Consider the following 22,316-nt stretch of genomic DNA (forward strand, 5'->3'; position numbering starts at 1 on the left):
AGGTTCGACGACGAAGCTAAAAGGTTCAACGATGAAGCTCAAAGGTTCAACGATGAAGCTCAAAGGTTCAACGATGGAGCTAAAAGGTTCGACGATGAAGTTCAAAGGTTCAAAGTTCAACCTTAAAAACTCAAGTTTCATCCTCATCTCTCTCACTTTCCCCTTGTCCCCAACAAAATGCTTATTACCCTATTTTTCGTAGCTCTACTAGCTTTCTACGTCGCCTGGAATCTCGGAGCAAACGATGTCGCTAACGCGATGGGAACCTCCGTAGGTTCCAAAGCTGTCACCCTCAAACAAGCACTGATAATTGCTGGGGTATTAGAGTTTACGGGTGCTGTGTTGTTTGGACATGAGGTAACGGAAACTCTAGCAACGAAAATTGCTAATCCCGCCTTATTCGCAGCTACACCTCAAATATTTGTTGTTGGAATGGTAACGGTACTAATATCCTGTGGTGTGTGGTTGCAAATTGCCACATCACGCGGTTTACCTGTATCCTCTTCTCATGCGGTTGTTGGTGCGATCGCAGGATTTAGTTGGGTAGCTTTAGGAGTAGGTGCAATTGATTGGTCATCAATTGGCTTCATTACCATTGGCTGGGTTTTAACGCCGTTAATTAGTGGTGCGATCGCTGCTTTATTTTACAGTCAAATCAAGCACTGGATTTTAGATCAACCCAATCAAGTAGTGCAGTTACAAGAATGGATTCCCTGGTTGAGTACTGCGCTGCTAGGTGTATTCGGCGTAATTGTATTACCATCGCTAACTGAACCGCTAACCAATTTTGTAATTGAGCAAGTTGGTTTTACGATCCCCTCTCATGACATCCCCCTATTAATCGGTGCAATCGCAGCAGTTGGACTCACAATCATGAGTTGGCGACAATTGGGAGATAAGAGAGACAAGGGAGAAATACTCCCTAATCCTGTAGAAAGATTATTCGGTCGATTTCAACTACTAAGTGCTTGCTTTGTCGCCTTTGCTCACGGTTCTAATGATGTGGGAAATGCGATCGCTCCTTTAGCTGCGATCGTTTACATCAATCGCACTGGTAGCGTACCTACTGATGGTATAACTATCCCGCTTTGGATTTTAATTCTTGGTGGTGCTGGTATTGTTGGTGGTTTAGCTGTCTGGGGAAAAAAAGTCATCGCCACTATTGGCGAAAACATTATTGCCTTGCAACCTAGTAGTGGATTTTGTGCCGAACTTGCTACTGCTACCACCATCCTCATCGCTTCTCGGCTAGGTTTACCAGTCTCCACTTCCCACGCTCTTGTCGGTGGTGTAGTTGGTATCGGACTAGTGCAAAATATTAAGTCGATTAAGTTCCAAACACTAAAAGGTATTGCTGCTGCATGGCTAATTACAATCCCCGTGAGTGCTGCCCTTAGCGCTGCCATTTTCAGGATCGCCCAGATTTTATTCTTCTAAGAATTATTAATATTTTCTAAACTTTTCCTCTATTGGAATTTACTCAAAGCAAAACCCAGACTGCAACAACGCCAAAAAAAAGCGTGCTTTTGCAGAATTGCTGCTCATTCATTAGAATGTTGTGCAGGGGATAACGTAACTTAGAATTTCCACAGAAGGATACTTTAATCCCCATTTAGAGATATAAACTGTCACACCAGTTACATTCCACACAAATTACAGTTAGTTTCGCAAGTCAGACAATTTGGTGGGGATATCTAGCAACAACTCGCCTACGCACAAGCATCTGTGAATCTTTGACAATTATTATTGGCAGCAGAACAATAAATATTATTTGGAGTGAGATTTCTTTCAAAGAAAAAATTTCATTGGCAAATAATTTATGAAAATTAAACTGACCAAAAATAAAAAAGTCTCTATTTAAGGGGCTTCCAGGCGTGGCGATCGATCCCAAATCCCTTCGGGTTGGGCAATCCCCCAGACGCTCTACCGTCGCTAACTATAGGAATCGCCAAGATGGGTGCTACCTCACCAAAATTCCAAATCTAATGCTTAAATACTTATCAATGCTGAAGAGAACACGGTGTAGTAAGCTGTGGGCAAACTTAGATGCTTTGCTAACTTGTGTCTAGTATGACAGAATTACGTTGAAATGCGGAAGTGCTGTTAAAATTTTTAATTTATCTGACAAAATACAGGAAATTAGGATGACCGCCAATAAAGTGTACGGGAAGCAGCTTTATCGTCAAAGTGTTAGAGGTTAGAAGCTAATGGGGCGATTCGAGAAGCAACCAGAAAACCCAAGAGTCAGAGGGGAGCTATCTAGAGCAGCAGAAAATGCTCTTTGGGCTGTAGTTGAAGACTTAGAAAATCTTCAGCAGAATGTCCTCAGAGGCTTGCAAGAAGACGTAAAGCGGCTTCAGTCAGAAAAAAATCGGTTATCTGATGAGATTCAAAGCTTGGTAGAGGAAAAAGAGCATTTACAACAAGTGCGCCAAATCACCGAGCAGCAAGTGTTAATTCGGCAACTGGCAGAAGTTCTGGCGAAGCATATATCTTCACAACTGCAATCCTCTCTGGCAACTTTAGCTAATCAAAACATAGAGGGCAAATCTTACGAACAAGCGGCGTTGAAGTCTGCTGAAGTGAGCAGCAATGTAGTAGGTGAAATTAATGAAAAAGTCGAACACATGTTTGACAGTCTGGATGACACCGTTACTGTTACCTTTAATTCCTTACAACAGGAGCTGAAAAACTATCAAAGTAATCTTTCCCAACAGCTGTCACGGATGTATAGCCAGCAGCAGCAAGGGGAAACGATTTTGACGGAGTTTGTTAACCGCCTGCATGGAGAACTAGATAAAACTATAGAAGAAACTTCACGCAAATCAGCAACAGCAGGTATACCTACTGTTTTGCAGTTTACGGAGCCACAAAAAAACAGTTCTGTTGAAACATCCCTGCCAGAGTTTGAGGAAATAGTAAGAAATTCCCTTGAGCCAATTTCCCCGATCTCCAATCAATTTTCACCAAGAGAAACGACATCAGAGCCGCCGATTGTTAAAGAAAACACCGCAAATCCAATTTCTTCTCCCAGCAAGGATTTGTCGGTAAGGGAAACGATATCAGAGCCGCCGATTGTTAAAGAAAACACCGCAAATCCAATTTCTTCTCCCAGCAAGGATTTGTCGGCAAGGGAAACGACATCAGAGCCGCCGATTGTTAAAGAAAACACCGCCAATCCAATTTCTTCTCCCAGCAAGGATTTGTCGTCAAGGGAAACACCATCAGAACCTACTGCGGCTGTAGTTCCCCCACCAAAAGACAATGCCACCGAACCAATTTCTGTCCTCAATCAAGAATCGCCAGAAAACGAAACGAAATCAGAGCCTGCGATCCCATCTGTACTACAGCCGAGAACAATCCGACCTTCTCTAAAGATTCCTACTGAACCACTTTCTGTCCGCCGTAAGAACGTATCGCAAACCAAAGCTGAATCTTCATCGACCACTGCGCCAGAACCGCAAACGGAAGCAAAACCCCTACAATCGCGATCGCCTAATTCTTCTGGCTTATCGACACTCCAAATCGGTTTATTCTTGATTGTCTTATCGGCAGTGGTATCGTCGCTTTACAACGTAGCCATCAAGGTGATTTTCCATGAAGGTTCCCAAATTTTTGGAGTATTAGAGGTAGAGCAATTGCTACCGCCGACTTTGGGCAATACTCTGTTAATTTTGACGCTACGGTTTATGGTAGTCGTACCGCTAATGGTACTTTTGTCTCCGATATTGCATCCAAGACTGTGGCAAGACTTGGAAACCTTGTCTGCTTCAGTCCGAGGAAATTCCACGCCTGCTAATGCAGCTACCAAGCAGATTTTGGTGTTGTCAATTGTGAGTGGATGCTTTTTGTTTTTATCTCAGGTACTAATTTACATTGCGATCGCTCAAGTCCCAACTGGGATGGCGATCGCACTGTTCTTTATCTATCCAATGGTTAGCGGTCTATTTTCGTGGTTTCTGTTTCGCGATCGCCCCACTCTATTCCGCATTGCGGCGATCGCCGCGATTTGCTGCGGTGAATTGTTGGTTTTAGGGGGTTCTCCCAGCATCGGTATCGGTAATACTTCAATGGGAAGCAGCACCGCCATTCTTTCGGGTGTGGCTTTTGCTGCCTATATAATTCTGACGCGAGTCTGTGCTAGCAAACTGCATCCTGTGACTTTTACTTTGATTAACTTCACTACCATGCTGTTGTTGAGCTTTATCTGTTTGATGCTACCTTTGCCAAGCAGCTGGAACTTGGTAGTAATTGACCCCTCTAAAATGCTGGAATTGGTTTTAAGCGCATTTATTTTGGGTGTGCTGACCCTTGCAGGTTATTTGCTCAATAATGTTGGTATTAGTAAACTAGGTGCCTCGCGATCGGCGCTCATCGGTGGTAGCATCCCAGTTCTAACCGTGATTTTCGCTGGGTTAATCATTCAAGAAAATTTGGATATTGTGCAAATTCTGGGAGTGTTATTTGTAACCTTTGGCGCGGCTGCTTTCAGCTTTGAAACAATGCGAAATCAGGTTAAACCCTCTAGTTCCACGAATTAAATGGCGAGTTCAATCAGCTTAAGGGTGATGGGAGCTACTTTACTCCCCATCACTCTCTGCATCAATCCTGACGCTAATGCACCCACTTGTAACTTCTCTAAATCATCTCTGACAAACAAGATCCCCGACTTCTTTGAGAAGTCGGGGATTTAAGTTTTTACGAATGATTTCAAAATACTGTATGGGTGCAGATAACACTTTATAGATCGGCAAGCAGTATTCAGAATAAATCGACTTGTAATATATTTTTAGGGATTTAGCCTGATACAGGCAGGGAAAACACGTATATGTAAGCAATATGAGTAGTACTGACTCCAGCAATTGAGCACGAGTACTTGCTCACAGAGAAGATTCGCAAGGAGTTAAGACCATTGCAGCACATTTTGGAACTAAGAGATGGAGAAGTCGCAGAAATGCTTAGAGTACCCTGTTTTTTCAAGCCAGACGCACTTTGTTGATATTAGGCGGTCGGCCTACCTGTTTTTTCGTAGGGAGGCAAGTAAGTGGGCAAGAATAAACAAACTTATGTTAAGCAATGTGAATTACATGAAATGCCTTGTAGTGAGGGCTAAAGTTCTTATCTTTATCCTAACGGAGAGGCTGCGCGAACGGTTTTATTTGTCGCTAATGGGGAAGTCTTTCAGACCGCACTAAGTCACTACAAATGTTTAATTATTCACACCCACTTACTAATTGGGTTTCGTAAGATGGTATCTTTATTTCTGCCGTTTTATACTAGTCAACTTAATCTGCGATCGCCAAGACACCCATAAAAAGAAGCTTTTATCGTAGCCTACTACGGATTGTACTGCTTTAATAGCAACAAACTATCTACGTAATTTAAGTCTCTCAAATATATAAAATAGCGAGGTAAAAACATACTTGAAAGTAGCCAATAAATTAGTTAAATCATGAAAATTTAAATTTTTTTCATGAAAGAAATATAAATTTATGCCAAAAAAAACTCTAAATAATTATCAGATTTAAGCCAAGATGTTTTATTATATATATGGCTATTAACTAGTCTTTCGGTTATTAGCACGAGCGACAAAGCCTTATAGATACGCGATTTAGTCGGAAGTAATCGCGGCTTTTAGTGTCTAATAGTCAATATAAAATAATAAATAAAACTTGGATTTAAAAGTAGATATAAAAATATCATCAAACCTTGATTTAAGCAAAATATAAAATATTTAAATAGCCATCATTTATAAACTTTAAAATGCATAATTTTATTTCAAAACCAAAAAATAGTGATATGATAAGGAACAATATTTGAAAAACAACAGGTATTTTGAAATTGGAATTATTTGCTCTACTTGATGTCTATTATTTTCCCTCAAACCGACGGCTGATAATGCCGAGACATCACTGGAGGTTGTGAACGGGATGATAGTTCACAAAGAGCTGTATAGCTCAACCTCTAAATGTGGCTACACCTGGTAAGCGATTTGTTTTGAGACTATTCCCAATTATTTCTAGTCACTTATGTACTACAAATAATTTGCCAAAGCTGAAAAAAAGCATCTTTTTCTAGTAACAAATATCCCAGATTAACCGCGCAAACTAGTTTTTACTCTGAGTCGGCATAGTGCCATAATTAGGTATAAGCAGCTTGACGTTGTTGCTCTTGAAAGATAAAAAAACCAGAAACCTGAAAGGCTTTGGAGATTAATTGCAGCATATTTGACTGTTGGGAGATAAACCGCCGTTAAACTTGATTTGGTGGCGTCTCTAATTTTCCGGTTAGATGCAAAGACAGTTATAGTCACAACTAGCGACTCTGCTTTTCTACCAGGAAATATGCGAAAATGGTAGTTTGCGCTACCACCAATTTCATCGTTATCGCATACTAATATAGTTTGAAGTAAAGACAGCCTTCAGCCAGGTGTATACTACCTATTTTCATTCGATTAAAAATTGTGTAAACGTGCTATTCAATTGTCTGTAATATGAGTAACGACATAGATCTGATCAAACGTCTTGACCCCAGTGCGATGGATCAGATCATGCTTTATCTGGCTTTTAGTGCCATGCGGACGAGTGGGCACAGGCATGGGGCATTTTTAGACGCAGCCGCAACAGCAGCAAAGTGTGCAATTTACATGACCTATCTAGAGCAGGGACAAAACCTGCGAATGACAGGGCATTTGCATCACTTAGAGCCGAAACGAGTAAAAATTATTGTAGAAGAAGTCAGACAGGCACTAACAGAAGGCAAACTGTTAAAAATGCTGGGTTCTCAGGAACCTCGCTATTTAATTCAATTGCCTTATGTCTGGCTAGAAAAATATCCTTGGCAACCGGGGCGATCGCGCGTTCCTGGTACTAATTTGACAAGTGAAGAAAAAAGACAAATTGAGCAGAAACTGCCTAGTAATTTACCTGATGCTCAGTTAGTTAGCTCCTTTGAATTTCTGGATTTGATCGAGTTTTTACACAAGCGATCGCAAGAAGACTTGCCACCCGAACACCAAATGCCTTTGAGTGAAGCTTTAGGCGAGCATATCAAGCGCCGTCTGCTTTACTCAGGAACGGTAACACGGATTGATTCTCCTTGGGGAATGCCCTTCTACGCGCTTACCCGTCTTTCTTATACCCCAACAGACGATGAAGAACGTACACACATCACCGTGGAAGATACTGCTCGGTATTTCCGCATGATGAAAAATTGGGCAGAACGGCGACGAAATGCCATGCGCTTGCTGGAAGAACTTGATATACTGCCAGAAAAAATGGATCAGGCTATGGAAGAATTAGATGAAGTTATCCGTGCCTGGGCAGATAAATATCACCAAGACGGTGGTATTGCAGTGGTTTTACAGACGGCTTTTGGTGAAAGAGAAGACTAGTACAACTAACTATGCAAACTGTGCAAAATTCTAAATTACCAAAGCTGAAAAACTGACGTGAGTTCAACTAACCTCTCTCCAACTCCTCTTTGCGTTGGAGAGGAGAATTATAATGTTTTTCATTTATTTGAATGCTTACCTAGTCAGTGAACACTTTGGGAACAGTGCTAGGTATCGTATGCCCACAAGTGGCAGAAGTGGTACTGAAGTTTGTCTGAGCTAATAGAACGTTTGACGGAAGTTACATTAGTGTACAATCCGCCTGAAGGTTCGTGTGATATCTTTGTAGTCTGGATAAGATCGGGTGTTGACATCATCGAGAAGGGCAAAAAGACGCCTCTTGTGGGCCGAGTTGCTGAAACTTCTTCAACCTTTCGATAATGATATAGATACCAAAGTAAGAAATATAGTAACTATTATTGCTTCAATTCCAGCTTGTTCCGACTTGGGACTAGTGCGACAAAGCGATCGCTTTCTCTACGATCAAATTACGGTTAATCTTTTCTTTGACACAGATGGGATTGGTAAAGCTGCACAAGTTCAAATCGCCCAGTTATCGAATCAGGACATGCTGACTAATGTAAATATTACTGTCATTGCCTAACGAAAGCTATTATAGTCAGCAAAGGTAAATTACCCAGTCAGGTTGAAGCATTGTAATATATAAGGTCGGGTTTCGCTGTTGCTCAACCCAACCGACTAATTAAAATCGAATGATTTATTTTTTGGTAGTCCCTGAATCAGGTTGGCAAATAGCCACTCTATATTCAACCTATATATCAATTACACAAAGCACTGTAATCTAATTAGTGCCCGGTTGGGTTGGAATAACTGGTTGAGTTGGAATAACTGGTTGAGTTGGAATAACTGGTTGAGTTGGAACAACCGGTTGGTTTGGAAATGGGGTAGTTTCTAAACTTGGACTTGAACCCGCAGGAATTATCGTTGGCGGTGTAGACGAAGATGAAGCACCGATAACACTATCATCAGCACTAATACAAGTATCTAGCGCTTGAGTAGCGGGAAAGTCGATTTGACTACGCAAGCCAACCACACACTGGCCAAAGCGCACGGGTAACAAACTGCGTCCACAATAATCTAAAACTGTCGGATTAGCTTCTTCCTTAGTACTTAAGCTGACACCAACTACACAGGTTGCTAACTCTTCAGGACGCCGGGCCTTCCCACAAGAAGAAAGCGCATCTGTCGCAGCAATTTGGGTTTCCTTATCAATTTTTACCACGCAAGCAGCCAAATCTTTTGGACGCAGTGCAGCAGCACAACCTTCTGATGCCGCTTCTGCGTTTACACCCACACTCAAAAGGCGACCCGCACAGACACTATAATCATTCCTGTAGGAGGCAGCAACAGCCACATTAGGCAAGATTGTTAAACATCCAGCTATAGCCAAAACTGGTAATGTTAAAATCCTGGAGGTGGAACTGCCTTGTTTGTTCTTAACTCTGCTAACCACTTTTTTGCTCATTGACATTGACATTGCCATTCTCCAAACACCCAAAGTTATGCTAACTCAAATATCTTAAAAATCCTCTGTAATCTAAGAATTTCAGAGGTAGTAAAGTATAGACATAATTAATTATGTCGAAAATTATGTTAATATAGCTGTTTGAAAGATAAGTAGGCAACGTAAAAAGTATTTCAGAGTAAGAATACTGCGTAAACCAATCTGATGATTGAGTAGCCTACGAAACTAAATAAACACAAAAAACTTATTGGCAGTAGTACGGCGGGGCACGTCGGAATTCAGGCTTGGAAGCTAGTGTGTCGGCTCAACCGACTTAAAGCAACTGGCGTAAAGGAGATGCCTCTACATTGGTAGGATACGTCATACCAAAGCAAGCACCTTCAAAAAACCAAGAATCCGCTGATTTATTATTCAGTGGAATGTCAAAATGGAATGTTTGGGTAAAGTTTAAACAGGATTAGATTAAGGAAACTCATGTCCCGATATAGAGGGCCCCGCCTCAGAATTGTCCGCCGCTTGGGCGACTTACCAGGATTAACTCGTAAAAGTGCCAGACGCGCTTACCCACCTGGGCAGCATGGCCAGAATCGCAAGAAGCGCTCTGAATATGCTATCCGTCTAGAGGAAAAGCAAAAGCTCCGCTTCAACTACGGTTTGACTGAAAAGCAATTGCTGCGTTATGTGCGGAAAGCCAGACGTGTTACTGGTTCTACCGGACAAGTGCTGCTGCAATTGCTAGAGATGCGCTTGGATAATACCGTTTTCCGCTTGGGTATAGCTCCGACTATCCCAGCCGCTCGTCAATTGGTAAATCACGGTCACGTAACTGTTAACGGTCGTGTAGTGAATATTGCCAGCTACCAATGCCGTCCTGGCGAAGTAATTGCCGTCAGGGATCGGGCACAATCCCGAAAGTTGGTGGAAGCTAACTTGCAATATCCCGGTTTGGCCAACCTGCCCAGTCATTTGGAATTTGACAAAAATAAGTTGGTTGGTAAAGTCAACAGCGTTATTGAGCGCGAATGGGTGGCACTACAAGTTAATGAACTACTTGTGGTGGAATACTACTCACGACAAGCTTAATAGTCATTTGTCCTTAGTCATTTGTCCTTAGTTATTTGCAAGGGACAAATGACCAATGACTAACCACCAATTTGCGACATGGTGCGGGTATATGCACCTAAAATGCCAGAATCGCGACCTTTAAAGTTAATTTCTGGTTTATTTGCGAGTAAACGTCTTACCTGTTCTTGTAATTGAGCGGTACTGACACCAGAACGCAGAGCCGTTTTTAAATCTATTTGACCAGTTTCATTTAATAAACAGGGACGCAGCCAGCCATCGGCACTTAGGCGCATCCGGTTACAACGATCGCAAAAACATTCCGACATTTGACTAATAAATCCTAGTGTCCCCTTCGCATTGGGAATTTGAAAGACATCAGCAGGTCCAGCACCACGAACTTGTGATTCTGTCAAGCCCCAACGAGTGCGAATACGTTCTCGTAAATCGGCTGAAGATACCCAACCGCGATCGCCAAACAAATGCACATTACCAATGGGCATAAATTCAATAAATCGAACGTGCCACTGTTTTTCAATTGTCAGGGCGGCTAAATCGAGAACTTCGTGGTCATTAACCCCAGGAATCACCACCACATTCAGCTTCAAAGGGTCGAATCCAACTTGATGGGCTGCTTGAATCCCCTGCCAAACTTGTTGCCAACGAGAACGCCCCTGATTACCGATAATTTGGTCAAAAATATCGGGATCGAGAGAGTCAAGACTAATATTAATTCGTCGCAGACCAGCATTGTAAAGGTTTTGCGCCATCGGAGCCAGCAAAAAACCGTTAGTGGTCATTGAGAGGTCTTGAGTTTGGGGTAAAGTTGCGATCGCACCGACTAAATCCACCACACGCGGACGCAATAAAGGTTCTCCCCCAGTCAAACGAAATCGGGTAAAGCCTACTGGAATAAATACTTCTTGAATTAAGGTGAGTAATTCCTCATTACTCAATAACTGTTGCTTGAGAATATAATCCAGTTCTACTCCCTCTGGCATACAGTACTGACAACGAAAATTGCAGCGATCGATTAAGCTAATGCGGAGGTAGTCTACCTGGTTCATCGTTTTATTTTTATTGTCTCTGATTAATTAAAGACTTTACAAAAGTGGTTTACCCCTTCCTACTATATTTGTTGTAACTCAAAATACCTTACTCCCCCTTAAGTATGAGTCCACAGATTGTGGCATAATAAGCCGATCGCATCCACTAGTTAGTCATCAATCGTGCAAGATACCGACTCCATCAACGACCTTGCTGCTGCTTTACTACAGCCAGCCGATATCAGCTTTGAACTGCCCGATCCAGAAGATGAACAGATTCTAGAGTCAGATTTTCAACAGCAGCTAGAAATAGCTTGGCAGGTATGCGATCGCTTTGATTTGCAAACTGAAATCTGGCGGGGACGAATTTTACGGGCGATCCGCGACAGAGAAAAAGTGGGTGGTGACGGCCGCGGTACTGGCTTTCTCCGATGGCTAAAAGAGCGGGAAATCAGCAAAAGTCAAGCATACTCTTGGATTCAACTGGCGAATAGTGCCGATACTCTGATTGAAGATGGTAAACTTGACCCCGGTTCGGTGAACAACTTCAGTAAACGGGCATTTGTCGAAACCTCCAAAGCAGTCCCAGAAGTGCAACAGATGGTGAGTGAAGCTGCCCAAAAAGGCGATCGCATCACTAGGCGAGAAGTGCGTCAACTCAGCGATGAATGGACAGCCATGTCCTCAGATTTATTACCCGAATCAGTCAAAGAAAAAGCCGCAGATAACACCCTTCCCCCCCGCTACATCGCCCCTCTGGTGAAGGAAATGGAAAAACTGCCAGAATCGCATCAAAAGTTTATCCAAAAGGAAATAGCTGCCAATCCTGATGTGGATACTCTGAAACAGGTAACTACTGAAGCGCGTAACTTGGCGAAATATCTCAAAGGGGCAGCTCAAGTTCAGGCGCTGACACAGGAAAATGTTGACATTGAAACAGCTTTAGAAGAAGCGCAAAGAGTTGGTTGTTTGAGCATTGCTGCTGATTTGGTAAATCAAGCATCGCAAATTGAACAAACGATCGCTAAATTGTACATGACTTGGAAACGGATCGGTAATTTAGCAGATCGATTATATGTAGATACTGGCGCAAGTACACCCAACTTGCGATCGCTCCTTACTTGTTTGGAACCTCTGGGTGGTGAAATCATGGAATTGCAACTTACTGGTGCGACTGAACACACTGTTCGTTTGCAAATTCAGGAGACGAGTTAGGAAGTAGGCATTGCGCTTGACTGCAAAGTTACGAAATACCGCCATATCTCAAATTTTAATGAGCAGCGCAAGATGTAGCGGTGAGCGAGGAGTTATGGGGCGTCGCTGTGGGTACTTGAGCAACTAGAACTATATTCCCATTGGCATCCACTACCCAGCCTTGGGCTTCTATAATTTGAGTAGGTTCATTGACAGAATTTACTTTCTGTGATTTGTGTTCTGTATGTCGCTGTGCCTGAACAACAGCTCTTTTCTGAATACCGCCGACACGATTCTGACTCTCTGGAGGAAGCGCAATCCAATCTGCCAACACCGCATCATCAGCTATCAATGGCTGTGTGGGATCGGCTACCAGTCCTCCACGTCCAGTGGTAATAAATGAACTTCTTGCTATTTTTCCACCAGTACTACAACTAGCAACAATTTGCCGCGAAGCATCAATCAAATTTACGGGTAGTTCTACTAATCCTTTACTGGGGTCAGCATCTGGTGAGTTGATTTGGACAGTGCCATCTAATGTAGGGTTTTGCTGAGAAAATGCTGTGATGTCACTTGTTAGCAGGTTATTCGGGTCGATTTCCTTTGGATCGAGTCTCTGTACGTCTGCACGGGTGGGGGGCACAAAACCAAAGATGTTCTTAGTGGTGATTGTGATTTTCCCACCAGAGCCAGAGACGGCGTTGGCGGTGATATCGTTGTTTCCGAAGGGAGTGGCGACGATAAAGCCATTAGGTGCATTAATGGTGATATTACCGCCATCTCCATCACTCTTTGCATTAGTGGTTATTTGACTGTTACCGCGCATCAGTAATAAGTCCCGTACCTGTAGTGAAATATTACTGCCGCGCCCTGATTTAGTGTTAGATATAATTTGTCCTTTCTTATCCAGCAAGATGGAGTGAGCAGTTACATTGATTTCGCCTGATGTTTTTCCTTGGTTGCGTCCATCCCCTAAAACGCTTACGTTTATTTCAGCTCCATCCCGGACAATCAATTTCTCTGTAGTAATTGTCGCGTTCCCAGACTCGCCAAGTCCGAAAGTTTTAGCAGACAAGCTGCTAGGATCATCTTCTGCTGTGGTTCCAATTAGCTCTACGGACTCCAACGCATTAACAGTTACGTTCCCTCCTGCTCCTTCAGATAGTGTAGCTTGTGAGTCCTCTATCAATGCACTAGAATCTGCTATAACTCTTGCTCCATCTTTAATACGCAATCTCCTAGTGTTGATTGTAATGTCACCAGCCTTTCCTTTACCAGCGGTTATACCAATTAATTCAGTAATAGCATTTGGCAAAGTGCTACCAATTAGCTCCACTGACTCGGAAGCATTCACGGTCAAATTCCCTGCTGCACCACTGCTTATAGTAGAAGTAGCTACTTTTGCACCGTCTTGAACAATTAATTTCTTAGCAGTAATTGTTAAGTCGTTGCCATTTCTGTCACCTTTAGTCTGACTTACCAAGCGCACACGCTGACCAGTTAGTTCAATAAAGTTGCCCTGCACCTGGATATTACCGCCACCTTCACCACTAGCATCTACCTGAGATGGAAACTCTTTACCGTCTGCAATTCGCTGGATTATTTGAATATTCTGGAAATTTTGGACACCTTCATATCCCAAACTCCAACCTTGGTCTATTGGTTTCAGAGTAACTAAACTATTATTAGCAACACTTCCTAGCTCAATTTGTCCGGATGCTGCTGTTAAATTTCCGCCCTCTAGAGTTATGTCACCACCTACAAGTGCCAAAGTTTTGCCTTGATTTAATTTTAGACCAACAGGTTGTTGGAAGATATTAGTTGTGATCCCATCTTGACTATTATCTGCTTGGGATTGATTGCGGATGGGAGCCGCAGTTGCTCCGAATTGTAAACCAATGGGAACACTTACTGTCAGCAGGGGTGTAGTTAGGGGTTCTGTGGCACTAAATTTTGTCCCATCGGCAAAGTTAAGACTACTCGCTGTAGTTGCAATAAATGAACCACCGATGTTTAAAGAAGCATGAGTACCAAAAATAATCCCGTTAGGATTAATTAAAAACAGGTTAGCTGTACCGTTAGCTTTAAGAATGCCATCAATATTAGAAATGGACTTACCCGTTACCCGACTAATAATGTTCTGAACACCCTCAGTATTTTTAAACTCAGCCGTAGTCCCATTAAGTACAGAAAACTCCTTAAAACTATGGAATAAGTTGCCTGCTAATCGGGTTCCACCTTCAATACTTGTGATATTCCCCTGTGTTGTAACTTGAGAATTATTAGGTAAAGTACCGTCCTGGGTGATTTGGGCAATAGCAGAAGTTCCAGAAAAAGCTACTGCTCCAGCTATTACAATTCCTAAACCTTTAAATCTGCCAAAAAAAATACTCATACTCAATAATAAACTCTTATAAAAAAGTAACATTTACTAAATGTATCGTTACGCTATACCTCTACTCTAGAAACTAACTATATCTATCTCAATCAACTACAATATTAAACTCGTTAATATGCGTTTTGGTATTTATTAAATACGATTATATTTATTGTTTAAAAAGATAAGAATGTAGAGGTATAAAAATATTTTACCTCTACAAAAATTTTATTTTACCTGTTTAAAAAGAATATTTTTCTCTTTAACTACTTATTAGATTGCTTGTCATTAGTACTATTGTCAACTTTATTACTGAAAGATTACTGGTTGTTTTAGATATGCTTACCTTAGTATTAAGTTAATAAAACTGTTAAGGAGGGCACGGACAGTTAACAAAGTCGTGTACATCATTTGACCAACAAGTGCAACCCGATAGCCTAATATGCTTACCTGGAATTACTAGTGAAAATTGCGCAACTTGTTTGTCTTCACCAGCATCACCAGATTGGAGTTTAGTTAGATCGAGTGTGTACTGAAATTGAAGAACTTCTTGTCTTGAAATACCGTACTTTTTGAGTATCTTACCGAAGTTAGTATTCTTCAGAATCTCATACATTTCCTGTTGAATTTCGTCTTGTAACTTCTGTAATTTTTGAGAATCGATGGCTGCTTGCTGTGAAGTTTGAGATTCCATAAATTTTGCTCTCCTTGCAGACTGGTAAATGTGTAAATTTATTTTGTAATGTACTAAATTAACGCGAGTTTGATTAGTACAGTTTGGCAACGAAGGAATCAATAATACAAAGTCTAGAGTGGTACAAAAGCATTAAGTTTCTAACGCTCTTGTGAACTCCGATAATTATGACTTCAGCTTGACTAGTTATAATTACGCATGGTGTTACAAAACTTCATATATTTCTGCCGGATTTGCTTTAAGCATTCATAAATCTGGCTACTGACCGTTGACCGCTCAAGAGAATTGAGTAATTGATATCTTCTCAAGTCTCACACTCTCTGACGGTTTGGATAAACTTAGAAGCTTTATTAAGGCGATCGCTCATATAAAGTTCATTGCAAAGCAGCGATATCTACGAAGGTCTACGCCAACGCACTGATTTAATGGAAAGGGCGATCGTATCAAGCTCATTGCAAACAAGCGATCGCACCACATCTGAGTTTAGTAGAAGAGGCGATCGCTTGTTTGAAGTGTCATTGCGAATCACTGATGTCTACGACGAGCTACGCCAACGCACCCACAGATGAGTTGATTACAAGGAGCGATCGCTTATATAAAGTCCATAGCGAATCAGCGATCGCACTCACACCTATTTGAGTAAAAAAAGCGATCGCTCATATAAAGTTCATTGCAAATCAGCGGTGTCTACGACGGTCTACGCCTACGCACCAACAAAAATTATGAGAATCTCAATTTTTAATTAGCAGTGCAAGATGTCGCGACAAGTGAGGAGTTATGGGGTGATGCAGTGGGTACTTGAGCAACCAGAACCACGTTCCCATTGGCATCGATTACCCATCCTTGGGCTTCTACAATTTGAGTAGGTTCATTAACAGAATTAACCTTCTGTGATTTTTCTTCTGTGTTTCCCTGCACCTGAACAACCGCTCTTTCCTGAATACCGCCAGCACGATTCTGACTCTCTGGAGGGAGCGCGATCCAATCTGCTAGCACGGCATCATCAGCTATCAATGGCTCCGTGGGATCGGCTTGTATTCCTCCACGCCCAGTAGTAACAAATGAACTTCTTCCTATTTTTCCACCAGAACTACAACCAGCAACAATTTGCTGCGAAGCATCAACCAGATTTACAGGTAGTTCCACTAATCCTTTACTGGGGTCAGCATCCGGTGAGTTGATTTGTACAGTGCCACTTAATGAAGGGTTTTGCTGAGAAAATGCAGTGATGTCACTTGTTGGGATGTTATTCGGGTTTATATATTTCGGATCGAGCTTCTCCACCTCTGCACGGGTGCGTGACACAAACCCAAAGGTATTCTTAGCAGCGATCGCGATTTTACCACCAGAACCAAAGTTGGCGTTAGCGGTAATATCGCTATTTCCGAAGGGAGTGGCGACGAGGAAGCCATTAGGTACATTGATAGTGATATTACCGCCAGTTTTGTCACCTCCAGCATTAGTAGAGATTTGACTGTTGCGACGCATCAGTAATAAGTCCCGCACCTGTACCGCAATGTCACCGCCTTTACCTGACTCACTATTAGATGTGAGTTTTCCTTTATCCAGCAGGATGGAACGAGCGCTTATATTGAGTTCGCCTGCTAGACCTAAATTGGGTACACCCCCTTGATAGTTAACATTTTTTCGAGCTTCACTGCTCACAGTTATTGCTGCCCCATCTTTGATAATCAATTGCCCTGTAGTTAGGGTCAAGTTGCCGCCATTTCCAGTCCCTTGAGTGCCAGCAAACAAGCTACTGAGCCTAGAACCGTTTGCTGAGGTTCCCATTAATTCTACGGACTCAGAGGCGTTCACTATCAAATCTCCTCCATTTCCTGTAGCTGGTATAAATTGGTTAGAAAAACGTCTAAGTATACCTTCAGAACTTGTTGAGATTGCTGCCCCTCCCTCGATACGTAACTTTCCAGTATTAATTGTTATGCTGCCAGCATTGGGAGTGCCATAAGTTGCACTAAATAATCCACTGGATGTTAAATCACTACCATCTGGCAAAGGAGAAATGGGGATGCCTGCAATTAGTTCTACGGAATCTGAGGCGTTGATAGTCAATTGCCCCGCCAATCCCGAACCAAGATTGAACATTAAGACTTGCGCTCCATCTTTGGCAATCAACTTTCTGGTAGTGATATTTATATCTCCAGAATTTCCAGTGCCGAGAGTTCCAGTAGACAAGAACGCATTTAGTCCAAGTTCTACAGACTCGGAAGCGTTCACTGTTAAATTTCCTCCTGGTTGCGCTCCCAGAGTAAGAGCCAAAATTTGTGAACTGTCAGTTACCAGTACTCGTTGTCCTTGCAAATGGATATTACCGCCACCTTTGCCACTGGTATCTACAGTAGATGGAATCTCACTTTGCTGGGTGAGTTCGATGTTCTGAAAATTTTGAACACCTTCATATCCTAATACCCAACCTTGATTCGTTGAACTCAGACCAACCAAACTATTGCCAGCAACGCTTCCTAACTCAATTCTTCCCCCACTTGCCGTTAAATTTCCGCCCTCTAGCGTTATATCACCGCCTATAAGTGCTAGGGTTTTGCCTTGCTGCACTTGTAGACCAACACCTTGTCCGAAGGTATTAATTGCATTATTGGGACTTGCTTGGGATTGATTGCGGATAGGTCGAGCAGTTGTTCCGAATTGTAAACCTATAGGAACACTTTCTGTGAGTAGAGGTGCAGTTTGAGGTGATGTAGCACTAAAGTTTGTACCATCAGCAAAGTTCAAACTACTCGCCGTACTAGCCACAAACGAACCGCCAATATTTAAAGAAGCCTTGGGCCCAAAAACAATGCCGTTAGGATTAATCAAAAATACGTTGGCTGTGCCGTTAGCTTTGAGAATGCCATCTATATTAGAAACAGAATTGCCTGTCACCCGACTGATGATGTTCTGAATACTGATTGCATTGTTAAAATGGGCTGTCGTTCCCGCAGAGATAGAAAATTTTTCAAAGCTGTGGAGCAAGTTTGTACCACGAACTGCTCCACCATCAATTTGGTCTATAGGCTGACCATTGATGAGCTTTGGTGTAATGATTGAACTTTCTGATCCAAGTGTGGCATCTTTTTGAATTTGAGCTAAGGCAAAACTCTCAGCAAAAGTGAGCACTCTAGCAATTACTAAAGTACTCACTATTCCTAACTTCCAGTGGCAACTGCTTCGATTTTGAGACATGAAAACTGGCGCTCAAAACATCAGAGTTTATTAAAATACTGCTTTTTGCTAAGTAGCGATCTTAATACGTTGATGTTATCTCTGTAACCTAAATACTACATAAAAGCAAAGTTTAGTATTTTTACATTCACTAGAATAAACTCTTTGCAGTCCGAAGATTAAATTATTTAGCAGTAACAGCCTAAAGGACTGCCAGTTGATGGGCAAGGTATACACAATGCTTTTTTGACTAACACAATTTCTGGTATTGAAGGTCTTGCAGTTTCCGCCAATAATGCATTGGGTTGCTGTTCGTCAACTGCATCATCAGATTTGAGTTGATTGGGATCGAGATTACACTGCCAATGAATTCTCAAGACTCTATATTCTAATAAGCCGTACTTTTCAAGCACTGAGTGTAAGTCAGCGTTTTCTAAGCTTTGATCCATTTTCTGCTGAATCTCTTCTTGTAACTGCTGTAATATTTGAGGATCTATGACTTGTTGAGAACTCATGAGTGTTTTCGTTCCTGACGGGATGTGTATAATTATTGCTTCAGTTTAGTTAGCAATGATTACGCTCAGTGTCATAAAAGTTCATAATTTTCCTGCGGGATTTTCTTTACAGCTATTTTTTAAGTAATACCAAGGGACTTCCAAATAAAAAAATATCCCAAAACTGACGCCAAAATCCTCTCTATTTCTCTTCTCTCTGTGTTCTCTGCGCGGCAGTCGCTCATGGGGGAAACCCCCATCGCCCTTGGCGTCTCCCCTTGGGAGAAGACCGCGCTGCCTTGTCTCTGTGGTAGCCTGCGGCAAGCCGCAACTCTTAGAGACGCTCCGCGAATGCGTCTACGTTTATTTGGATAATTTATTTATTGGAAGTCCCCAATTCAAATTATTTATTGTTGAGTGGGCGTCTCGTCTAGTAACTAAAATCGGGCTTCCACTTACCGCCTGTTTCCCTGCTAATTCTTAATCCCTGTGGCAGCAATGCCCTGAAGAAATTGACGCTGACCGATGAGGAATAATACCATCACTGGAACTGTGGCTATTGTCACTGCCGCCATCATCAAGGGCCAATTATTCGTAAATTGCTCCTGAAACTCAGCCAACGCTAGTTGCACCGTCCTTAATTCTGGTCTTGTCGTAAATACCAGAGGCTTAAACAAATCATTCCACTCACCGATAAAGGTGAACAAAAACAGCGTCACCAATGCTGGACGGGCTAAAGGTAACATCACCCGCCACAAAATTTGCAGTCGGTTCGCCCCATCTATAGCTGCGGCTTCCTCTAATTCCACGGGAATTGTCTGGAAATACTGACGTAATAAGAAAATCCCAAATCCGCTAACCGCAGTGGGTAAAATCAGTGCCCAGTATGTATTTATCAGGTGTCCCCACTTCAATACCAAAAAGATGGGAATCACCAATAACTGAAAGGGAATCACTAAAGTTGCTAAAACGACTAATAGCAGTGCTTGGCGTCCCCGAAACTTCAATCGTGCTAGGGCGTAACCAGCTAAAGCAGAAGTGACAATCTGAAACGCCGTCACAGCGATCGCTACCAAGGTAGAATTAGCAAACGCCAGCAAAAATTTTCCTTGTTGCCACGCAACGCGGTAATTTGCTAAAGACCAGTTATTTTTGAACAAATTTTCTGGGCTGGCGGATGTCGGTGCAAAGGAGGTGAGAAAGACCACAAACAGCGGTAGTAGAACGATAAATGCCCCTAGCAGTAAGATTACTAGGCTCAAAAAATCACCGGATTTCACATTCGGGTTTGGTTTAGACATAACTTGAGCCGCAAAGCATTTATTTCGCTAGTACTAGAGCATTGCCCCCAGCAACTATTAATCTATAAACATAGTCTACTTGTTAAGTTAAATTAAACCACAGACATTGTTACCCTCAGTTCATAGGGTAAATTGAATCCTGGTTTCAAATAATTCAAGTTTACAGGAGTAAACATAACCATGCAGCAGCTTGCAGACCAATTTAAAGAATTAGATTTCAAGAGCGAAACATACAAAGATGCTTATAGCCGGATTAATGCGATCGTGATTGAAGGGGAACAAGAAGCCCATGAAAATTACATCACATTAGCCGAACTTCTGCCAGAATCTCATGATGAATTGATTCGCCTCTCCAAGATGGAAAGCCGACACAAGAAAGGATTTGAAGCTTGTGGACGCAATTTGGATGTTACCCCAGATTTGCAATTTGCTAAGGAATTTTTCTCTGGATTACACCAGAATTTCCAAACAGCAGCAGCAGAAGGCAAGGTCGTCACTTGTCTGTTAATTCAGTCTTTGATTATCGAATGTTTTGCGATCGCAGCATATAACATTTACATCCCCGTTGCCGACGCTTTTGCCCGCAAAATCACGGAAGGAGTAGTAAAAGAAGAATATAGCCATCTCAACTTTGGAGAAGTATGGTTGAAAGAGCATTTCACAGAATCCAAAGCTGAACTTGAACTTGCAAATCGCCAGAACTTACCCATCGTCTGGAAAATGCTTAACCAAGTAGAGGGTGATGCCCACACAATGGCAATGGAAAAAGATGCTTTGGTAGAAGACTTTATGATTCAATACGGTGAAGCATTAAGTAACATAGGCTTCACGACTCGCGATATCATGCGCTTGTCAGCCTACGGACTAATAGCCGCTTAAATACAGTGCTGAGTAACGAGTGCTGAGTGCTGAATAGTTCAAATTTATCAGAACTTCAGAACTCAGGACTTAGGACTCAGGACTGCTGAACCACTTAACATATTCCACGCCTCAAGACAGCACAAGCCTAATAATCACTACATGTTTGGTCTAATTGGACATCTGACTAGTTTAGAACACGCTCAATCGGTAGCTAAAGAATTGGGATACCCAGAATATGCCGATCAAGGGCTAGACTTTTGGTGCAGCGCCCCACCGCAAATTGTCGATACCATTATTGTCACCAGTGTAACTGGGCAAAAAATTGAAGGGCGGTATGTAGAATCTTGCTTTTTGCCAGAGATGCTGGCCAGTAGGCGCATCAAAGCCGCGACGCGCAAAATCCTCAACGCGATGGCTCACGCACAAAAGCATGGCATTAACATTACAGCTTTAGGCGGATTTTCGTCGATTATTTTTGAAAACTTTAAGTTAGACCAGTTTAGCCAAGTCCGCAACATTAAACTAGAGTTTGAACGCTTCACCACAGGAAACACACATACTGCCTACATTATTTGTAAGCAGGTGGAAGAAGCCTCAAAACAATTGGGAATCGATCTGTCAAAAGCCACTGTTGCTATATGTGGGGCAACTGGGGATATTGGTAGTGCAGTTACCCGTTGGCTAGATGCGAAAACAGATGTCAAAGAACTTTTGTTGATCGCCCGCGACCAAGAACGCCTCAAAGAACTGCAAGGCGAACTGGGGCGAGGAAAAATCATGGGTTTGACAGAAGCACTGCCTGAAGCTGACGTTGTAGTTTGGGTTGCTAGTATGCCCAGAGGCGTAGAAATTGACCCGACCACTTTGAAACAACCCTGTTTATTGATTGATGGTGGCTATCCTAAAAACTTAGCAACAAAAGTTCAGCATCCTGGTGTATATGTGTTAAATGGTGGGATTGTCGAGCATTCCCTGGATATTGACTGGAAAATTATGAAAATCGTCAATATGGACGTGCCAGCCCGCCAGCTGTTTGCTTGTTTTGCCGAATCAATGCTGTTGGAATTTGAGAAGTTATACACGAACTTTTCGTGGGGACGGAATCAGATTACCGTAGACAAAATGGAGCAGATTGGTAAGGTATCAGTGAAACATGGATTTAGACCGCTGCTGGTTTAGTCATTGGTCATTGGTTATTAGTCATTAGTCATTGGTCATTAGTCATTTG

At 42.2% G+C, this 22,316-nt stretch carries 17 protein-coding genes; 9 read left to right on the forward strand and 8 right to left on the reverse strand.

The window, feature by feature from the left end; genetic code table 11:
- The first annotated feature begins 177 nt into the window (after positions 1-177).
- Positions 178-1,437 carry an inorganic phosphate transporter gene (locus V7K84_RS25375; RefSeq protein WP_334842142.1) on the forward strand — a complete coding sequence of 420 codons (1,260 nt, stop codon included), beginning with the start codon at positions 178-180 and terminating at the stop codon, positions 1,435-1,437.
- A 770-nt stretch (positions 1,438-2,207) separates the two neighbouring features.
- Positions 2,208-4,541, forward strand: coding sequence for an EamA family transporter (locus V7K84_RS25380; protein WP_334842143.1), 2,334 nt, complete (start codon positions 2,208-2,210; stop codon positions 4,539-4,541).
- On the opposite strand, the gene V7K84_RS25385 is transcribed toward V7K84_RS25380, so the two are convergent.
- Positions 4,538-4,660, reverse strand: a complete 123-nt coding sequence (locus tag V7K84_RS25385; protein WP_334842145.1) for a hypothetical protein — start codon at positions 4,658-4,660, stop codon at positions 4,538-4,540. The genes V7K84_RS25380 and V7K84_RS25385 overlap by 4 nt on opposite strands.
- A 1,833-nt stretch (positions 4,661-6,493) precedes the next feature.
- Between V7K84_RS25385 and hetR the strand changes: the two genes are divergently transcribed.
- Both hetR and V7K84_RS25395 read left to right on the forward strand, forming a co-directional pair.
- The gene (gene hetR, locus V7K84_RS25390; RefSeq protein WP_094349731.1) at positions 6,494-7,393 is read left to right on the forward strand and encodes a heterocyst differentiation master regulator HetR; all 900 of its coding nucleotides are present in this window, start codon (positions 6,494-6,496) and stop codon (positions 7,391-7,393) included.
- A gap of 307 nt (positions 7,394-7,700) precedes the next feature.
- Positions 7,701-7,997 carry a hypothetical protein gene (locus V7K84_RS25395; RefSeq protein ID WP_334842147.1) on the forward strand — a complete coding sequence of 99 codons (297 nt, stop codon included), beginning with the start codon at positions 7,701-7,703 and terminating at the stop codon, positions 7,995-7,997.
- Positions 7,998-8,195: 198 nt separating this feature from the next.
- On the opposite strand, the gene V7K84_RS25400 is transcribed toward V7K84_RS25395, so the two are convergent.
- Positions 8,196-8,891 (reverse strand): hypothetical protein, encoded by a 696-nt coding sequence (locus tag V7K84_RS25400; RefSeq protein WP_334842149.1) that lies wholly within the window; start codon positions 8,889-8,891, stop codon positions 8,196-8,198.
- A gap of 462 nt (positions 8,892-9,353) precedes the next feature.
- On the opposite strand from V7K84_RS25400, the gene rpsD reads away from it, so the two are divergent.
- The gene (gene rpsD / locus V7K84_RS25405; RefSeq protein WP_012408407.1) at positions 9,354-9,962 is read left to right on the forward strand and encodes a 30S ribosomal protein S4; all 609 of its coding nucleotides are present in this window, start codon (positions 9,354-9,356) and stop codon (positions 9,960-9,962) included.
- Positions 9,963-10,021: 59 nt separating this feature from the next.
- Here the strand turns inward: rpsD and moaA are convergent, their stop codons facing one another.
- Positions 10,022-11,008, reverse strand: coding sequence for a GTP 3',8-cyclase MoaA (moaA, locus tag V7K84_RS25410; RefSeq protein ID WP_334842152.1), 987 nt, complete (start codon positions 11,006-11,008; stop codon positions 10,022-10,024).
- A gap of 162 nt (positions 11,009-11,170) precedes the next feature.
- On the opposite strand from moaA, the gene V7K84_RS25415 reads away from it, so the two are divergent.
- Complete coding sequence (locus V7K84_RS25415; RefSeq protein ID WP_334842154.1) at positions 11,171-12,202, forward strand: hypothetical protein; 1,032 nt, start codon at positions 11,171-11,173, stop codon at positions 12,200-12,202.
- 55 nt (positions 12,203-12,257) lie between these two features.
- Here the strand turns inward: V7K84_RS25415 and V7K84_RS25420 are convergent, their stop codons facing one another.
- Together V7K84_RS25420 and V7K84_RS25425 are read right to left on the reverse strand one after the other, a co-directional pair.
- Entirely contained in the window at positions 12,258-14,576 is a 2,319-nt protein-coding gene (locus V7K84_RS25420) for a two-partner secretion domain-containing protein (protein ID WP_334842156.1), read from the reverse strand.
- A 352-nt stretch (positions 14,577-14,928) separates the two neighbouring features.
- Positions 14,929-15,252, reverse strand: a complete 324-nt coding sequence (locus tag V7K84_RS25425) for a hypothetical protein (RefSeq protein WP_334842158.1) — start codon at positions 15,250-15,252, stop codon at positions 14,929-14,931.
- Positions 15,253-15,629: 377 nt separating this feature from the next.
- On the opposite strand from V7K84_RS25425, the gene V7K84_RS25430 reads away from it, so the two are divergent.
- Complete coding sequence (locus V7K84_RS25430) at positions 15,630-15,821, forward strand: hypothetical protein (RefSeq protein WP_334842159.1); 192 nt, start codon at positions 15,630-15,632, stop codon at positions 15,819-15,821.
- A gap of 169 nt (positions 15,822-15,990) precedes the next feature.
- On the opposite strand, the gene V7K84_RS25435 is transcribed toward V7K84_RS25430, so the two are convergent.
- The 3 genes from V7K84_RS25435 to V7K84_RS25445 all read right to left on the reverse strand — a co-directional run bounded on the left by V7K84_RS25435 (position 15,991) and on the right by V7K84_RS25445 (position 20,227).
- Complete coding sequence (locus tag V7K84_RS25435; protein ID WP_334842161.1) at positions 15,991-18,453, reverse strand: two-partner secretion domain-containing protein; 2,463 nt, start codon at positions 18,451-18,453, stop codon at positions 15,991-15,993.
- A 167-nt stretch (positions 18,454-18,620) separates the two neighbouring features.
- On the reverse strand, positions 18,621-18,947 hold the full coding sequence (locus tag V7K84_RS25440; protein ID WP_334842163.1) for a hypothetical protein: 327 nt from the start codon (positions 18,945-18,947) through the stop codon (positions 18,621-18,623).
- 452 nt (positions 18,948-19,399) lie between these two features.
- Positions 19,400-20,227, reverse strand: coding sequence for a carbohydrate ABC transporter permease (locus V7K84_RS25445; RefSeq protein ID WP_334842165.1), 828 nt, complete (start codon positions 20,225-20,227; stop codon positions 19,400-19,402).
- A 180-nt stretch (positions 20,228-20,407) separates the two neighbouring features.
- Here V7K84_RS25445 and V7K84_RS25450 point away from each other — a divergent pair, with 180 nt between their 5' ends.
- Positions 20,408-21,106: an aldehyde oxygenase (deformylating) gene (locus V7K84_RS25450; RefSeq protein ID WP_334842167.1), complete on the forward strand. Its 699-nt coding sequence runs from the start codon at positions 20,408-20,410 to the stop codon at positions 21,104-21,106.
- A 141-nt stretch (positions 21,107-21,247) separates the two neighbouring features.
- On the forward strand, positions 21,248-22,267 hold the full coding sequence (locus V7K84_RS25455; protein ID WP_334818000.1) for a long-chain acyl-[acyl-carrier-protein] reductase: 1,020 nt from the start codon (positions 21,248-21,250) through the stop codon (positions 22,265-22,267).
- Positions 22,268-22,316 lie beyond the last annotated feature (49 nt).

Source organism: Nostoc sp. (assembly GCF_036917315.1).
Classification (GTDB): Bacteria; Cyanobacteriota; Cyanobacteriia; order Cyanobacteriales; family Nostocaceae; genus Nostoc.

Bases quoted from the DNA above. Each gene is read 5' to 3' on its own strand.
- V7K84_RS25380 (WP_334842143.1), top strand. From the start codon at position 2,208: ATGGGGCGATTCGAGAAGCAACCAGAAAACCCAAGAGTCAGAGGGGAG.
- V7K84_RS25425 (WP_334842158.1), bottom strand. From the start codon at position 15,252: ATGGAATCTCAAACTTCACAGCAAGCAGCCATCGATTCTCAAAAATTA.
- V7K84_RS25420 (WP_334842156.1), bottom strand. From the start codon at position 14,576: ATGAGTATTTTTTTTGGCAGATTTAAAGGTTTAGGAATTGTAATAGCT.
- V7K84_RS25400 (WP_334842149.1), bottom strand. From the start codon at position 8,891: ATGTCAATGTCAATGAGCAAAAAAGTGGTTAGCAGAGTTAAGAACAAA.
- rpsD (WP_012408407.1), top strand. From the start codon at position 9,354: ATGTCCCGATATAGAGGGCCCCGCCTCAGAATTGTCCGCCGCTTGGGC.
- V7K84_RS25455 (WP_334818000.1), top strand. From the start codon at position 21,248: ATGTTTGGTCTAATTGGACATCTGACTAGTTTAGAACACGCTCAATCG.
- V7K84_RS25445 (WP_334842165.1), bottom strand. From the start codon at position 20,227: ATGTCTAAACCAAACCCGAATGTGAAATCCGGTGATTTTTTGAGCCTA.
- V7K84_RS25435 (WP_334842161.1), bottom strand. From the start codon at position 18,453: ATGTCTCAAAATCGAAGCAGTTGCCACTGGAAGTTAGGAATAGTGAGT.
- moaA (WP_334842152.1), bottom strand. From the start codon at position 11,008: ATGAACCAGGTAGACTACCTCCGCATTAGCTTAATCGATCGCTGCAAT.
- V7K84_RS25440 (WP_334842163.1), bottom strand. From the start codon at position 18,947: ATGAGTTCTCAACAAGTCATAGATCCTCAAATATTACAGCAGTTACAA.
- hetR (WP_094349731.1), top strand. From the start codon at position 6,494: ATGAGTAACGACATAGATCTGATCAAACGTCTTGACCCCAGTGCGATG.
- V7K84_RS25450 (WP_334842167.1), top strand. From the start codon at position 20,408: ATGCAGCAGCTTGCAGACCAATTTAAAGAATTAGATTTCAAGAGCGAA.
- V7K84_RS25375 (WP_334842142.1), top strand. From the start codon at position 178: ATGCTTATTACCCTATTTTTCGTAGCTCTACTAGCTTTCTACGTCGCC.